The 16503-nt window shown below is 53.6% G+C and carries 12 protein-coding genes and 1 pseudogene; 8 read left to right on the forward strand and 5 right to left on the reverse strand.

The window, feature by feature from the left end; all coding sequences use genetic code 11:
* Positions 1-35: 35 nt before the first annotated feature.
* The 8 genes from F8N49_RS03180 (at position 36) to F8N49_RS03215 (ending at position 11617) form a co-directional block, all read left to right on the forward strand.
* A complete protein-coding gene (locus F8N49_RS03180; protein WP_016772409.1) occupies positions 36-812 on the forward strand; it encodes a DeoR/GlpR family DNA-binding transcription regulator in 777 nt (258 codons plus the stop codon).
* Between the two features lie 2 nt (positions 813-814).
* Positions 815-2647, forward strand: a complete 1833-nt coding sequence (gene glmS / locus F8N49_RS03185) for a glutamine--fructose-6-phosphate transaminase (isomerizing) (protein WP_122698775.1) — start codon at positions 815-817, stop codon at positions 2645-2647.
* Positions 2648-2929: 282 nt separating this feature from the next.
* A complete protein-coding gene (locus F8N49_RS03190; protein ID WP_039593186.1) occupies positions 2930-3784 on the forward strand; it encodes a TnsA endonuclease N-terminal domain-containing protein in 855 nt (284 codons plus the stop codon).
* A complete protein-coding gene (locus F8N49_RS03195; RefSeq protein WP_039593187.1) occupies positions 3781-5949 on the forward strand; it encodes a Mu transposase C-terminal domain-containing protein in 2169 nt (722 codons plus the stop codon). The genes F8N49_RS03190 and F8N49_RS03195 overlap by 4 nt, the downstream gene beginning before the upstream one ends.
* The gene (locus F8N49_RS03200) at positions 5946-7406 is read left to right on the forward strand and encodes an ATP-binding protein (RefSeq protein ID WP_151550774.1); all 1461 of its coding nucleotides are present in this window, start codon (positions 5946-5948) and stop codon (positions 7404-7406) included. Before F8N49_RS03195 ends, F8N49_RS03200 begins: the two co-directional genes overlap by 4 nt.
* 16 nt (positions 7407-7422) lie before the next feature.
* Positions 7423-9090 carry a TnsD family Tn7-like transposition protein gene (locus tag F8N49_RS03205; RefSeq protein WP_073470823.1) on the forward strand — a complete coding sequence of 556 codons (1668 nt, stop codon included), beginning with the start codon at positions 7423-7425 and terminating at the stop codon, positions 9088-9090.
* A gap of 374 nt (positions 9091-9464) precedes the next feature.
* Complete coding sequence (locus F8N49_RS03210) at positions 9465-11096, forward strand: TniQ family protein (RefSeq protein ID WP_230082024.1); 1632 nt, start codon at positions 9465-9467, stop codon at positions 11094-11096.
* 188 nt (positions 11097-11284) lie between these two features.
* On the forward strand, positions 11285-11617 hold the full coding sequence (locus F8N49_RS03215; protein WP_039593249.1) for a DUF2790 domain-containing protein: 333 nt from the start codon (positions 11285-11287) through the stop codon (positions 11615-11617).
* Positions 11618-11930: 313 nt separating this feature from the next.
* On the opposite strand, the pseudogene F8N49_RS03220 reads toward F8N49_RS03215, so the two are convergent.
* The 5 genes and pseudogenes from F8N49_RS03220 to F8N49_RS03240 form a co-directional block, all read right to left on the reverse strand.
* Positions 11931-12389, reverse strand: a pseudogene (locus F8N49_RS03220) (DUF411 domain-containing protein); the annotation flags it as partial.
* Positions 12379-13182 (reverse strand): cytochrome c, encoded by an 804-nt coding sequence (locus F8N49_RS03225; protein ID WP_039593194.1) that lies wholly within the window; start codon positions 13180-13182, stop codon positions 12379-12381. The pseudogene F8N49_RS03220 and the gene F8N49_RS03225, both read right to left, overlap by 11 nt.
* Before the next feature lie 9 nt (positions 13183-13191).
* Positions 13192-14166, reverse strand: coding sequence for a copper resistance protein B (locus F8N49_RS03230; protein WP_039593195.1), 975 nt, complete (start codon positions 14164-14166; stop codon positions 13192-13194).
* Positions 14138-14386, reverse strand: coding sequence for a hypothetical protein (locus tag F8N49_RS03235; RefSeq protein WP_143170045.1), 249 nt, complete (start codon positions 14384-14386; stop codon positions 14138-14140). Before F8N49_RS03235 ends, F8N49_RS03230 begins: the two co-directional genes overlap by 29 nt.
* A gap of 12 nt (positions 14387-14398) precedes the next feature.
* The gene (locus F8N49_RS03240) at positions 14399-16375 is read right to left on the reverse strand and encodes a copper resistance system multicopper oxidase (RefSeq protein WP_024014918.1); all 1977 of its coding nucleotides are present in this window, start codon (positions 16373-16375) and stop codon (positions 14399-14401) included.
* Between the last annotated feature and the right edge of the window lie 128 nt (positions 16376-16503).

The raw sequence follows: 16503 nt of genomic DNA on the forward strand, positions 1-16503 counted from the left end.
CTTGCGTTATCTTTCGAATCGAAACTTAAGCCGCCATGTCCAAACGCAACACTCCTCAGCGTCGTCATAACATCCTCGCCTTGCTCAACGAGCAGGGCGAAGTCAGTGTGGATGAGCTGGCCAAGCGTTTCGAAACTTCCGAAGTTACGATTCGCAAGGATCTCGCTGCGCTGGAAACCCATGGTCTGTTGCTGCGTCGGTATGGCGGTGCGATCACCATGCCGCAAGAGCTGGTCGCAGAAACGGCGCAGAGTATTTCCAAGTACAAGCAGGCGATCGCCCGCGCGGCGGTCAAACGCATCCGCGAGCACGCGCGCATCATCATCGACAGCGGCAGCACCACCGCCGCGATGATTCCCGAACTGGGCCAGCAACCGGGTCTGGTGGTGATGACCAACTCGCTGCATGTCGCCAATGCCTTGAGCGAACTGGAACACGAGCCAGTGCTGCTGATGACCGGCGGCACTTGGGATCCGCACTCGGAATCCTTTCAGGGCCAGGTCGCCGAGCAGGTACTACGCTCTTACGACTTCGATCAACTGTTCATCGGCGCTGACGGTATCGATCTGGTGCGCGGCACCACCACCTTCAATGAACTGCTCGGCCTCAGCCGGGTGATGGCCGACGTTGCGCGAGAAGTGATCGTCATGGTCGAGGCCGACAAGATCGGTCGCAAGATTCCCAACCTGGAGCTGCCCTGGAGCAGCATCCATACCCTCATTACCGATGATCGCCTGTCTGTCGAGGCACGCGATCAGCTTCAGGCCCGCGGGATCACTTTGATCTGTGCGGCTGTCAGTCAGGAGAAATAACCATGTGTGGCATTGTCGGCGCAGTAGCTGAACGTAATATCACCGCCATCCTTCTCGAAGGCCTGAAGCGCCTCGAATACCGCGGCTATGACAGCGCCGGTGTGGCGGTTTATACCAACGACCAGACCCTGGAACGCATGCGCCGTCCGGGCAAGGTCAGCGAACTGGAAACCGCGCTGGCCGAACAGCCGCTGGCCGGCCGTCTCGGTATCGCCCACACCCGTTGGGCTACCCATGGCGCGCCGTGCGAGCGCAATGCCCACCCGCATTTTTCCGGTGACATTGCGGTGGTGCACAACGGCATCATCGAGAACCACGAAGCCCTGCGTGAGCAACTTAAAGCTTTGGGTTACTCGTTCAGCTCGGACACCGACACCGAAGTCATCGCCCACCTGCTGACCCACAAGCTCAAGGAACAACCGGACCTGACTGCCGCGCTCAAAGCGACCGTCAAGGAGCTGCATGGCGCCTACGGTCTGGCAGTGATCAACGCACAGCAACCGGATCGTCTGGTCGCCGCGCGCAGTGGCAGTCCATTGGTGATCGGCCTGGGCCTGGGCGAGAACTTCCTTGCTTCCGACCAACTCGCTCTGCGTCAGGTCACTGACCGTTTCATGTACCTGGAAGAAGGCGATATCGCTGAAATCCGTCGCGACAGCGTGCAGATCTGGGATGTAACCGGCAATGCCGTCGAACGCGCTACCGTGCAGTACACCGATGGTGCCGAAGCCGCCGACAAGGGTGAGTTCCGCCACTACATGCTCAAGGAAATCCACGAACAACCGGCCGTGGTCCAACGCACCCTCGAAGGTCGCCTGGGCAACAATCAGGTGCTGGTTGAGGCCTTCGGTCCGCAAGCCGCCGAGCTGTTTGCCAAAGTGCGCAATGTGCAGATCGTCGCCTGCGGCACCAGTTATCATGCCGGCATGGTCGCGCGTTACTGGCTCGAAGAGCTGGCCGGTATTCCGTGCCAGGTCGAAGTCGCCAGCGAATTCCGTTATCGCAAAGTGGTAGTGCAGCCAGACACGCTGTTCGTGACCATCTCGCAGTCCGGTGAAACCGCTGACACCCTCGCGGCGCTGCGCAATGCCAAGGAGCTGGGCTTCCTCGCCAGCCTGGCGATCTGCAACGTCGGCATCAGCTCGCTGGTGCGCGAATCCGATCTGACCCTGTTGACCCAGGCCGGCCGCGAAATCGGTGTGGCCTCGACCAAAGCCTTTACCACACAACTGGTAGGCCTGTTGCTGCTGACCCTGTCGCTGGGTCAGGTGCGCGGCACTCTGGCTAACGGCGTCGAAGCCACACTCGTCGAAGAACTGCGTCGCCTGCCGACCCGTCTCGGCGAAGCGCTGGCGATGGACAGCACCGTGGAAAAAATCGCCGAGCTGTTCGCCGAGAAAAACCACACCCTGTTCCTCGGCCGTGGTGCGCAATTCCCGGTCGCGATGGAAGGTGCCTTGAAACTCAAGGAAATCTCCTACATCCACGCCGAGGCCTACCCGGCCGGCGAGCTCAAGCACGGCCCGCTGGCACTTGTGGATAACGACATGCCGGTGGTCACTGTCGCGCCGAACAACGAACTGCTGGAAAAGCTCAAATCCAACCTGCAGGAAGTCCGCGCTCGCGGCGGCGAGTTGATCGTGTTCGCGGATGAGAAGGCTGCCATGACCAACGGCGAAGGTACCCATGTGGTGCAAATGCCGCACATCCACGACATTCTCTCGCCGATCCTTTATACGATTCCGCTGCAACTGCTGTCTTACTACGTCGCCGTGCTCAAGGGCACCGACGTTGATCAGCCGCGCAACCTGGCGAAATCGGTCACCGTGGAATAAGTTATCCACCGTTGATCTAAGCTCTTGGTTTTGAACAATAAGGATTGACACAAAACAATAAAGTTTGACACTTAAGAACATAGATTGACACAAGGCTCAAACCCCCGTATCTACGGGGGTTTTCCTGTCCAGGCTTTTCCTTTGGTCTGGATTCATCGCTTCAACTTTTACCGGGTGTAGTCTGGAAAATGTTTTGAATACGGCCGCTTTGGCAGTCGTGTCCTTCTACGACTTTTTCTCGACGCGAGGTGAAGCGGTCCGCATCGACTGAGGAGGCGTGGGTTGCGAGGTCGTAAATTTGCATCACAGCAGGACATTGAACGGCACATTGCAAATGGATTTGGCGAAGGCGCCGGGGCAAGCTACGTGCCTTGGCTGCGGGTACAAGATGTCCCGTCGATTGGTCGTTCGCACAAGATCCAAGGTGTGAGGATCGAGAGGATTCATCACCTCCTGTCAGATCTCGAGCGTTCTTACTTTCTTGTGTGTGAATTTTCTGAAGACGTCGTGGATATCCGGGAGCAATACCCGTTACTACCCACAGAGCGTGCGCAGGCGATAGCGTCGGCGATCGATGTACGTTATCCAAGATACCCTAGAACAACACTGCCTTATGTGATGACAACAGATTTCCTGTTAACTGTTAAGGACCCGAGCGGAAACTTCAAATCGGTAGCGAGGACGGTGAAGTATCGTTCCGATTTAGTTGGCAGCGGCAGTAAAAGAACGCTTGAAAAACTTGAGATTGAAAAGCGCTTTTGGGAAAGCCAAGGTGTTGATTGGAAAATCGTCACAGACGAATTTGTGACACGGGATTTGATCAAAAATCTTGGACTTATCAGAAAATACTCGAAGCTCTCTCGTGATTTAATGAAAGCCCCGTTGCATTCGAATTTTATCGAGTGCCTAGCAAACTCCCGGGAATATTCGTGGACCTTGGCCACCTGTCTAAGAAAAATAGCGTCCCTTCTTTCCATTTCCTACATAGACGCTCAAGCAATTTTCTTCCATCTGGTTTGGAACAAAATACTGAAAATAGATTTGGTTAACACTCCTCTCCACCTTACTGGTCTAGTCCCTGACTTCGAAGTTTCCCCGAGCCCTGTCCAAGTATCGTTGAAGGAGAAAATGTCATGACTGTTCTCGTTAATGACGTCTTCGAGCCTGTAACCGATCTGTCGGTCATCGCTACGATAGCCAGGCTCCTTTACCACGATGAAACGCAAGACTTAGCAGTTGTGATAGATCTAGCTGACCCACCCCGACAGCCGTACGCGGTTGGTCTGGAGGAGCTGCGTCGCTCGATAGCGTCTGGTCACACCAAACCAGCAGCCATTACCACGCCAGAGTTTATGCTTGTGCTTGAGGAACAGTTGGATGAGAGAGCCAAGCAAGGCCGGGACGAAAAGTGGGCCGTCATCGCCCCTCTGCTAGATCCTGAATACCCAGGACAAATATTTGTACGAGGTGAGTTAGGCCGACTTGTTAGCAAACGGGCGTCAGAGCTCGGAATCCAGCGGAAAACCATCTATCGGCTTCTTTACCGCTATTGGTCTTATGGTCAAGTTCGCAACTCATTGCTTAACAATTATACGGCAGTAGGTATTGCCGATAGAAAATATGATCCGAGCAGGCCACCAGGGCGAAAGCCTAAATTTCAAGGCGTTCTTACTTCGCCTTCCAAGATGCTCAGTGCCGTTGATAAACGATGCATCCGTGTTGGATATGCTCTTTATGTAAGAGATAAGAAATCTTCTATTTCGAGCGCATATGACGAAATGTTGAGACGATTCTACTCTGTTCGAGACATCTCCAAAAACAGTGAAGAAGAGCTTCGTTTGTTGCCTAGTTCAGAACTCCCCAGCTTGAGGCAGTTCCAATATTGGGGACAGATTTTTTTCGACGAGATTGCAACCGAGCGTGGCCGTAAAGGGTTGAGAAGGTGGTTAAAGGATTGCCGTCCGCTTTCAGGTACCGTTCGCGATTGGCTGCGTGGACCCTGTCATCAGTTCGAAATCGACGCAACGATTGCCGATATTTATTTGGTCAACAGCTACTCTAGACGGATGCTCATTGGTCGGCCCGTCGTTTATATCGTAGTGGATAGTTTCTCCGGAATGATTGCTGGTCTCTATGTAGGATTGGAGGGCCCTAGTTGGAATGGGGCGAGACAAGCGCTGTTCAACGCGTTTACCTCCAAAGTCGAGTTCTGCGCTCAGAACGGCGTTGAAATCAATGCAGATGATTGGAATTGTCACCACCTGCCCCACCAGATTTACGCCGACCGGGGAGAGATGCTGTCACTCGCAGCAGAGGGGTTATCCTCAGGATTGGGAATTGAGATGGGCACTGCTCCACCTTATCGGCCTGATTGGAAGCCTATGGTAGAAAGTCGGTTTGGCATTTTGAATGATTTGACGGGTATCAGATGGCTACCTGGCGGGGTGGCTGCGCGGGACAAAGAGCGCGGCGAGCGAGATTACCGGCTCGATGCCACGCTGAATCTCAAAGAGTTCACCCAAATCCTCATTAATTGCGTGCTCCACTATAACCGGCACCATCGACAGCCTGACCGACTGACTCAAGCGATGATGAATGACGGCGTTGAACCTACGCCCAACGGGATATGGAATTGGGCCTGCGACAACGACCTGATGGAATCCAACAAACGTCCCGACGAGCTGGTTTATCTCCACCTTTTACCCCGTGAGCGCGCGACCGTTCAAAAGGGCGGAGTGATGTTTCGCGGCATGCACTACGTGTGTGATATGGCCATAGAGAAAGATTGGTTTGCCAAGGCTCGCAAAGGGGGCGTTTGGTCAATAGAGTGTTGGTTCGATCCGAACTCTGCGGCACACATTTGGATTCAGGGAGAGGCCAAGCAGTTTATCCGTTGTGATCTTCGACGATCGGATGCCGGTTACGCGAATTACCGCTCGGACGAGATTTTTGATCTGCTCGAAGCCTATCGCCAAAAACCGCCTACTCGCCGGCGAGCCGAGCTGGAAAGCCGTGTGCAGCTTAGCGATCAGGTCCACCAGATCATCAGTCATGCACTCGCAGAACGAAAACTGGAACCTGCTCCGCCCACCAAGGCAGAGGCCACTGGAAACATCCGCGAGAACCGCGCAGAAGAACGTCTCCGTGAGCGTGAAAATGCGGTTGTTCCTGAAGGCGTCAGGGCGGAGCCAGCTTCACTTCAATCTGAATTGACACCGAAAGCGCATGATTCATATGCCGGCGAGCGCACTGCGCAGGTTATCGATTTGCTCAAAAGAATTCGGCCAGGACAGGCAAAATGAAAGGTGCACAGACGTTTGCCAATTACGTCAGACAGGACATTAGTGAGTATGCGGGTAACCCGCTTATCGAAGCTTTGCCTCCGATATTGTCAGAGGCGGCGGCTGTTGAGCTGATCTCGAATTTTCCTCAGCCGGTGGATCCGAAAGAGCTGACTCTCGAAGGAGCCACTCGAATTCACTGTATCGACCGGCTAAGAACCGTGGTACAGCCGTTCTTGCTACATCTGGAATTGGAGGCCCTGTTCTCACTGCTCATTCGTCGAGGGTATGTTGGGCGTAACCCGATGTCGCCCGCTACCGTCCGGCATTTGCATTCTTTATCTGGGGCTCAGCGTTACCACGATGCGTTCAAGTCCACTGCAGAAACGTTTACCGTCGTTGGCCTGAGCGGCATTGGCAAGTCAACGGCACTCCACGCCATTTTGAGCCTTTATCCACAGACAATCCGTCATGAGCGCTATGAGGGAAAGCAGTTTGTTCATACCCAAATCACATGGCTGAAGCTTGACTGCCCTCGGGATGGATCGCTGGCTGGATTTTGTCAGCAGTTTTTTTATGCGGTGGGTGACGCTCTAGGAGACAAGGACTACCACAAGCGCTACAGGCATCGAAACATCAATGATGCGCTGCAACAGATGGAGCAGGTGGCCAGCACATTTTTCATCGGCGCCTTATTGATCGACGAGCTGCAAAACCTCCACCTGGCGAAAACCGGTGGTAAGGAGAGCATGCTGAATTTTTTTCTGCATTTGGTAAACAACATTGGTATCCCGGTCGTTTTCAGTGGCACGAATTCGACGATTAGCTTGTTCTCTGAAGCCATGCGGACTGCCCGCCGAGTCTGTGGTGCCGGTACGCTCGAATTCAAACGCTTCGAAAAGGATGATGAGGAGTGGCGGTTGTTGGTCGAAAATCTTTGGAGCTATCAGTGGTGCAAACAGACTGCTGAGCTGACCGACGAGATTTTTGACATGCTGTATGAGCACACTCAAGGCGTCACAGATTTCCTGGTCAAGCTGCTGGTATTGAGTCAGCGTTATGCGGTCCAGAGTGGCTCGGAGTGTTTGACTGCTGAGATCCTGGTGAAGGTAAGCAACTCAAAAATGCAGATTCTAAAGCCAGCCCTTTCAGCTCTGCGTAGCCGAGATCCGAAGCGGATGCGGCAGTTCGACGATTTGCTGCCGATTGAGGATCAGCTGAGCGAAATGATGGTCTTCGATGGTTTGGCACGAGAGGATCGCCTTGCCTTGCTTCGAAGCGTTGTATCCCGTGAGAAGCCGGCAGACCCATCTCCAAGCATCCTTGCGAAAGACCACCCATCGCCGATTGCTACTGCTGTGGAAAGCTCAGAGGCTAAAGCGCTTAGCGAACATGACGCTCCCCTCGACGCTCTGCGCGCTGCGGGCTGGCTCAACGAGGACCTGTTTGAGTTCTCACCGATGTATCACAAATCGTGAGTCAGAGGGTGGTGAAGTGCACCTTAAACTCCATTTCTTCCCCGCCGCGTTTCCCGACGAGACGCTGCACAGCGTGATTTCTCGCTACACCCGTCTTTGTGGTGTTCGTAATTGCCAAGCAGCATTTGCCGGACTGAAATCGGCGGCAGCATTTTCACAAAATGTGGCATTCCCGAGCCATCTAGGGGATTTTGTCGACGCGCTACCCAGCGGTACCGAGCTATCGGTAGCCGAGGTCCTCATGCGCCACACATTATTACCCTACTATGCGCCGTTTTTGAGGATGAGCCAGGTTGAACACGCTCGGACGCTGATGACCGCTGATGGGAAAGGCTTGATGTTAAAGCTGGGCGTCAACGCGAGCCGTATTGGATTCGCCTCCCGAGTGCGGTTATGCCCAGAATGTATCGCCCAAGATCAGGCTCAACGGGGAGTCGCTTACTGGCACAGGGTCCACATGCTTCCAGGCGTGCTGGTATGTCCGCATCACGGCACGTCACTCAGGATCCTTGATCCTCGCTGGTCCAGCCGCAGCTCTCGACAACTCAATCTGCCCAATGATGGGAATGTGCAAGCACACACAGTACTCCTCGACACCCCGTTGCGGTGCATGCCGCCGCTTCACGAAATAGCTTTGCGCTCACTTCAGGTCCTTGAGTCTGAAGTCACTGCTTTGTCGGCGGAGGCGGTGCGCTGCACGCTTTTACACAGGGCAACGCAGCTCAACCTTGCTTCTGATAACCATCGCTTGCACCTGCACATGCTGGCGGAGCACATGACCGATTTTTTTGCCGCACTCCCGCAAGAATGGGAATTTTCTATACTCGGGGAAGTTCGTGCAGGTACACCCGCCTCATGGGTCACCAAGCTGCTTCGTACGCCTATAACCTCCCACCATCCGCTCAAATACATTTTATTGGCTGGTGCTCTGGGCATTGACATGGTGAGCTTGCTGCATGGCCAATGCCCTGTGAAACAGGCGGTGGCATGTGGCCCGGAAGCTCACATTAGACTTCCCACGCGTCCTTCTGCGGTGATGCCTGGTCAAGGCCTGGACTGTTCGTCAGCCGCTGTGTGGAGACATGCTCTTGAAGGAGCTGATGCCAAAAAGATCGCTGCGGTTCTAAGCGTTTCATTGGCGTATGTCTATCGTCACATCCGAAATGTACCTGGCGGGCAAGATGATTGGAGGGAGGCACGATTTCACATTGAGCTATGCGCAAGACGCGCGGCTTTCGAGGCTGATTATCGATTTTACAAAGCACATGCATGCAGGGGGTATGCGTGGCTGTATCGCCACGATAGGCAGTGGCTTTCGGAGTCTACTGCAAACCCAAGCCCACATCGTACGCCTCGTCTAAATAGCACCGAAATGTTCGCTGCCCTCGATGCGAGACTGGCCGGCGAAGTCCGTCAGTGTGCTGACGCGCTTTATGCTCTTGCGGGTAAGCCTGTCCGCATTTCGCGTACGAGGATTGGTCGTGAGCTTCATGTCCTATCCCGCTTCGAAAAACAGCTCTGCAAGCTTCCTCTCTGTGCAGCGATGCTCGACAAAGTATGTGAACCAATCGAAGGCTTTCACGATAGGCGTCTGCGATGGGCTAGATGCCAATTGCTCTCGGAGGGCAAGCCTGTATCACGTTCTTCGCTCTACCGGGTCGCGAGCATTCGACCCATGCTGTAATCCAGCTGGACATTCCCCCTCCATCTAAAAAAGTTCTAAATCAATTCACCATAAACCCGTTATTTTGCTGTTAATGAAAAAATTCACCTCCAGAAAAGGTCCGGCATACCATCACGATCAGCATGTAAACGTACTAACCCGCGATCAACCGAAATAGTTTTGCAACCGGCATGGGCTGACCTACGCGGGTTTATCGATACGTGTTTTGTATTCGAGGAATACGGGCGCGGCAGGAGTTAGATGAATTCACTACGATTCAAAGTTGAGCGGCTGTGTCATTTTCAAATCCAGACCGGATACAGAATTTTAGGGGTTGCATATATACTGCCCCCGGATGCACATTCTCTTCGAGCCCTACCTTTAATCGGTAAATGATGTCTGATCTATTATTTTTCCCCGTTTCGATGCCGGATGAAATGCTTTACTCTCGTGTCACCCGATATCACTATCTGTCAGGTAACAGAACCGCGACGGAAACCTATCGCGATTTGTTCGCATCGAAACCCTTTTGCATCGGTGGCATCGTACCCAAGCAGATCGAGAGGCTCGCGCACAGGCTGCCGGGGCAATCGGAGAGCAATCTCGCAGAGTTGATCAGTAGCAATACTACTTTTCCTGCTTACCGGCCGTTTCTTGGCGTTAAGCAGGGGCCGGAGAACGACGTAGGGCCACTGGGTTATGACGGGGTGGTACGGGTGCCCCGCAGAGAAGAGTCCACCCATGGCAAGGCTAAGCTTTGTCCTACCTGCGTTCAGGAAGATCTGATTGAGCGGGGTTCTGCCTACTGGCATCGATCTCACCAGATACCCGGTGTTGCCGTCTGTTGGCGTCATGGCGACGCATTGATCCATGCCTGCCCCGAGTGCTCTCGCCCGTTCTACCGTAAATTGAAGCTGCTTCCCAATCTGACTGAGCCATGTGCATGCGGCTGGAGCCCGTTAAACAGCGCAGCAATACACAAGGGGTCAAAGATGGAACAGAAAGTCGCTCTGTTCGCACACGATATCCTGCAACGCAATATCCCTCCGATAGGCAGTACGGTATTGAGTTCGTGCTACGTCCGCCAATGCAAGAAGCGCGGATTCATTTTCGGAAAAAATGCGGGTATTGCAAAACTGTTCGACAGCATCCAAAGCGCTTACGGCGACGAGCTTTTGGCGCAAATTGATCCGGCCTATAACACCGGGAAGCATGAGCAATGGATCCGGCTCAAATCAGACAAAGGTCAGCTAAATATGCCGCTCGCGCGGCATTTGATCATTGCTCTTCACTTGTTTTCCAGTGCAGATGGCTTTGAAGAGGCTCTGAAAAATGAGTCTATCCTGCTGAGTGCCGCTGTTTCTCCGCGAGCGCCCAAAGTCGAAGAATCGCGTCTAAGCCAAAAAACTAGATATCGCCAAAAAATCGAGTTGCTTTTAGCGCTACGTACCGATGCCGATATCGAGTACCTCTGGAAGAAGGCGTACAAACCTACGCAATGGATTCTAGAAAATGATAACGCATGGTTAATGGCAAAACTCCATGCACCTAAAAAAGCTACAGTTAAGGTCGAAAAGTCCATCGACTCAAGAGACGACGCCTATGCAGCCCTTATCGAAGCGGGCGTAGATGAGCTGTATAAAGTTACGAAAGATCCGAAGAGAGTGAACATTCGGAATTTACAATCGCTGCTCCCAGGTTCGTTACCTCATGAGCTGGATCTACGCAAGCAGAGGTTCCCTCTTACTTATCAACAGATCAAGATTCATCAGGAGTCAGTATGGCATTTCCGTCTAAGAACTTTAGTGTGGACTGTCTCTGAACTCATCAGGATGAAGCTCCCCGTGAATTACTCGACGGTAAGATTGACCTCAGCGGTATCAAGCAAGGTTTTCCTGGCTTTTTGCAGTTTCTTCGAGTGGGATCTGGAAAGCCTGGCAAGAACCGGGGTCGACGCGGAGGTCCTGCTCAGGTCTACCGGCGTATCGAGGAATTGGGAGGGACCACCGGTTCAAATAAGCTTTTGAGGGCATCTTTGTTCCGTCACCGTCTGCCAACCTTGGGTGTTAACAAAAATCCTATCTGGCTTGAAAGCGTAAATGCGGGGGTAGCGTCCACCTTTCACATTAGTAACCTTCGCGGCAGCTTTCTGAAAGCTTTCACTTGTTACTCTTTAACTCAGTAAATTGAGCTTTAGGAGAAAATCATGAAAGCAATGACAGCAGTGAAAGCGTTTTGCGCCGCTTCGATTTTGACCTTATCTTCATTAGCCATGGCTGAAGGAGGCGGTGACCGCGTGTATGGTCGAATGATGCAAGAGAACCAACAAGCAATGGAGCAATATGCCTCAAGGAACGGCAAGACTCCTCCTGAAGTTGTTCATTATGAATATGGTATGAACCTCGATATCCAGAAGGTCGTCAGTGTCACGCAAGCCAATAAAACCTGTGGGGTTGCTCCTTCACGCATGACCTATGAAGACTCTACGGGCAAGCTTAACACCGTGGAATATAAGGTCATGGCCGACAACTGCCCCCATGGAAGCTAGACAATGAAAATTATTTAAGAACTGCATAATTTTCCTTTGTCCGAAACTAGCTTACTGCTCGCTGACGTAGAATTAATTTTCAGGAAAGCCTGAAGTTATCCACTTTATGAAATCATGTCCGTCAGTCGAGGGGTTTCTAACGTGCAGTAAACAATTGCTCGACCACCTGATACATCCCGCCTCCTTGTTTTTCCTTTGGTTTGGGAGGTGGCTTAGGCGCCCTAGTGGCGCCTTTTTTACGTTCGAAATGAGCTATGTCCTCTGCACGGCCATGACCTTCACCATGCAGGAGCGAGATTAGAAGATCAGTTTTCGGGTATTCAGCGACGACGTGGTCTGTGCCTGCCTTTGACAAGCCGATTACCTTATACGCGTCATGTTTCCCGTCCACTTCCATTCCTGGGGAGCCGGCCGGCATGCCTGGAACGGCAATCCCGAGCAGGTCATCACGTTTGCTCATCGCAATGATTTGCTCGGCGGGCACGTGACCTTCAACAAACTTTCCGTTGATGGTTGCTGTGTGACAGGACGAGAGCTCAGGAGAAATTCCGAAACCGCGCTTGATCGCGCTCATGTTGGTTTCCACGTGATCAACGACGGTAAAGCCGCTGGCTTCAAGGTGCTGGACCCATTTCTTGCAGCACCCGCAATTAGCGTCGCGATGTACATCGATCGTCAATGGCTCTGCTGCGTGACTGGCTGAACTGATGAACAGAGCCACGAAAGCAGCGAGACGAAGTGCCCGTCTGCGACGAAGAGAATTATTTCGCATGGGTATGTTCCTTCCCATCAGTATGTGTATGTGATTTGGGCTGTACGGTTGGAGTCGGGGCCGCGTCATCTGAAGCTTCCCTACCCTTATGATCGGCGTGGTCAGCAGGCTCCTTTGCAGATGGCGCTGCGGAGGGGCCATGGGCATGTGCCGTGTTTTTCTCGTCATCATGAGCGCGGACTTCCGCCCTTTGGTCGGCAGCACCTGCGCCACTTTGCCCCTGGATCGTTCCATGCTGACCCTCATGGTTGTGCATCACGCTTTCGCCACCACCGTGTTGATGGCCACTGCTACTCGTGATCAGAGCTTTGTATTGCTCTGCATCCAGTGACGGAAGCTGCTGGAGAAATGCAACCATCCCCCATACGTAGGGATCGGCCATGCTTTTGCCCCACGCGGGCATGCCGGTGGATTTGATTCCGTGTTTGATGATCCAAAAAGCTGCAGCTGGGTGCCCGTCGACGCCCAGTTTCGAAAGATTCGGAGGTGCAGGGTAAAGGCTGTTACTCAGTTCGGTGCCTGCAAGCCCCGGAGCCAAATGGCAACCGACACACATCGAGTTGTAGTTGCCAGCACCTTCACGGATGAGAGCTTCTTGGCTCAGGTCGGGGACCTGAATGTCGCGCGAGCGCACGTGTATCGAGCGATCCCGAGCAATAGAAAGTAGCGCGTAGACGGGGGCAGAGTGGGGATCATCCGCCCCGACATTGATCACGCCGAAATACACCACGCCGGCAGCCGCTGCTACGGTGGCCAGACCAGCAGCTATTAGTGCCTTCAGTGTAATCTTCATGCCCGGTTCTCAGAACCACATCCGTATACCGGCGACAAAGCGTGCCTCGCTGGCATCTTCACCTTCCTCACGTGCAAAGTCTGCCGTATTGCCATAGGAACGGCTCCAACTCACCCCGATATAAGGGGCAAATTGGCGGACAATCTCATAACGCAATCGGAGCCCCACTTCGGTGTTGGCTAATCCGGACCCGATGCCGCGCTGAGGGTCATTCTTCCCATAAAAATTGACCTCGGCCGTCGGCTGCAAGATCAATCGATTCGTCAGCAGAATGTCGTAATCGCCTTCCAGTCGAGCAGCCGATTGACCGTTCTCACCGATGTAGGCAGTTGCTTCGGCCTCGAAGTTGTAGAGGGCCATGCCCTGAATGCCGAGTGCGGCCCAGGTTTGAGGGGACCCTGGTTTGAAATCCTGTCGTACACCGGTGACGACGTCCCACCACGGTCCGATGGAGTGCCCCCAGAGCGCGGATAATTCAGCGCTTTCCGTCACGCCATTGGTACGTTCGCCTTCCGAGCGCAACCACAGTCGATCAATGTCACCGCCGATCCATCCTTTCGCATCCCAGGCCAACGCACTACCGTTGTCAGCATCCTGGTATTCAAACTTATCCAGCAGCATGAAAGAGTTGATTGTTTTGTCGTGGACACCATGACCAGCGACATCTGGGAAGGCGGCTGCACGGTCAGCATCGGTAAGAACGGGGATAGGGGTTCGACTGGTTGTCGTCGTCCCTTCATCCATACTTTCCATGCCGGTCATTTGACCGTCGTCCATTTTCATCTTGCTGTGCTCCATAGCCCCCATGTTGCTATGGTCCATCGCTCCCATGGAGCCATGGTTCATCTTGGAGTGATCCATCTCTTCAGCGGCGTGAGCCACGGCAAAGAAGACAGGACTCGTAGAAACTGCCAATACCATCAACGTTGGGCGTAAAAAATTCCTGGTCATGATCTCAATCCGCCTTCTTGTTTTCTTGGTCATGATCCATCGACTCATGGCGCATCTTGGTATGAGGCATCGTCGCGTGATTCGGCGTTGCCTCGTTTGACGTGGTCGCAGTCTTGTTCGGCGCATCCGCAGAAGTAGCAGGTGAAGGATCACCACGTTCTTCGACTGCCAATGCTACGCAGGAGAATCCACCCATCAGGCCAAAGGCAAAGAGGCAACCGACCAGCGATTTACGATTTAGGTGTGTGCTCACAGATCGTCTCCTTTACTCATCAACCCGTACTTCACGGAACATGCCCATTTCCATATGGAAAAGCAGGTGGCAGTGATAGGCCCAGCGACCTAAAGCATCGGCGGTGACTCGATAGCTGCGCTTGGTACCCGGTGGCATGTCGATTGTGTGCTTACGTACCATGAACTTGCCGTTTTCATCTTCAAGGTCGCTCCACATTCCATGAAGGTGGATGGGGTGCGTCATCATGGTGTCGTTTACCAAGGTGATGCGAAGACGCTCCCCGTACTTGAGGCGAAGGGGCTCAGCATCAGAAAATTTGATGCCGTTGAAGGACCAGGAAAACTTTTCCATGTGACCGGTCAGATGCAGCTCAATGGTGCGATTGGGCTCTCGGCCATCAGGGTCCTGGAAAGTGCTCTTCAGATCTGAGTAAGTGAGCACGCGTCGACCGTTGTTCCGCAAACCGATACCTGGATCGTTCAGTTTTGGCGTTGGGTTCATGGCCTGCATGTCAACCAACGGGTTGTTGGTTTCGGACGCTGGGTGAGATTGCATCTCGCCTCCCATGCCCCCCATGCCTCCCATCTGGCTGTGATCCATGCCGGCCATGTTGGGCATGTCACCTTTGTCCATCCCCGCCATCTTGCTGTGGTCCATGCCAGCCATGTTGGACATGTCACCTTTGTCCATACCTGCCATCTTGCTATGGTCCATGCCGGCCATATTAGTCATGTCACCACTGTCCATGCCGGTCATCCCGGTCATGCCACCTTCGTCCATTCCCTGCATCTTGCTGTGATCCATGCCAGCCATACCTGACATGTCACCCGGTTTCATATCGCCGCCGCCCATGCCAGCCATGCTGCCATGGTCCATGCCAGCCATACCGCCCATGCCCATGTCATCCATGGTCAACAGCGGACGCGGATCGATCGCCGGTACCGGTGCTTTCAGTCCTTCACGAACTGCCAAGGTCCCCCGCGCATAGCCGGTTCTATCCATGGACTGGGCGAAGATTGTGTAAGCCTCCTCGGTGGCAGGCTCAACAATCACATCATAGGTTTCTGCCACGGCGATGCGGAATTCATCGACACTGACTGGTTGGACATATTGGCCGTCGGCCGCCACCACGGTCATTTTCAAACCAGGAATGCGAACATCGAAATAGCTCATCGCTGAGCCATTGATAAAGCGCAGGCGCAGCTTCTCGCCAGGCTTAAAAATACCGGTCCAGTTGCCGTTCGGCGCTTGGCCATTCATGAGGTAGGTGTAGGTATCCCCGCTGACGTCTGCCAGATCAGTGGGGTTCATTTTCATTTCGGCCCACATTTTCCGGTCGGCGACGGCAGCAGACCAACCTTGCTTGCTGACGTCGTCGATGAAGTCGCCCACGGTACGTTTGTGGTGGTTGTAGTAGTCCGATTGTTTCTTGAGTTTGGCCATGACGCGACCAGGATCCTCATCGGTCCAGTCAGTCAGCATCACCACATAGTCGCGATTGTATTGAAACGGCTCAGGCTCTTTCGAATCGATGACTATTGGCCCGTAAACACCGGCCTGCTCTTGCAACCCAGAATGGCTGTGGTACCAGTACGTGCCGTTTTGATGCACCTTGAACTTGTACTCGTACATGCCGTCGGGCGCGATGCCATGGAAGCTCAAACCCGGTACACCGTCCATGTTGGCAGGCAAAATGATGCCGTGCCAGTGAATGGAGGTATCTTGCTCCAGACGGTTTTTCACGCGCAGAGTGACCGTCTCGCCTTCGCGCCAACGCAGCAAAGGCCCCGGCAACGAGCCATTGATGGTCATGGCTGTGCGCGGCGAGCCAGTGATGTTTACCGGCGTTTCACCAATAAACAGATCAAATTCGTTGCCGGTGAGGACGCTCGGCAGGCCGGGACTGGTCACTGCCCATACAGGAGTGCGCCACAGACCAAGGCCACCAAGGATGCCGCCGGCGGCCAGGCCTTTAACGAATGTCCGTCTAGAGGTTTTGGAATGCATGCCGTTTATTTCCAATCAGTCAAAAGGGAGCCGTTCAAATCAACCCGTGAGTTGGCAAGATGAGCTTCGCGTACCGAAAAAAAGACGAATTTTTCATTGCAAGCGAGCTCAGAAATTGCCACATCTAA

The sequence above is a fragment of the Pseudomonas sp. GXM4 genome (assembly GCF_008923895.1).
GTDB lineage: Bacteria > Pseudomonadota > Gammaproteobacteria > Pseudomonadales > Pseudomonadaceae > Aquipseudomonas > Aquipseudomonas atacamensis.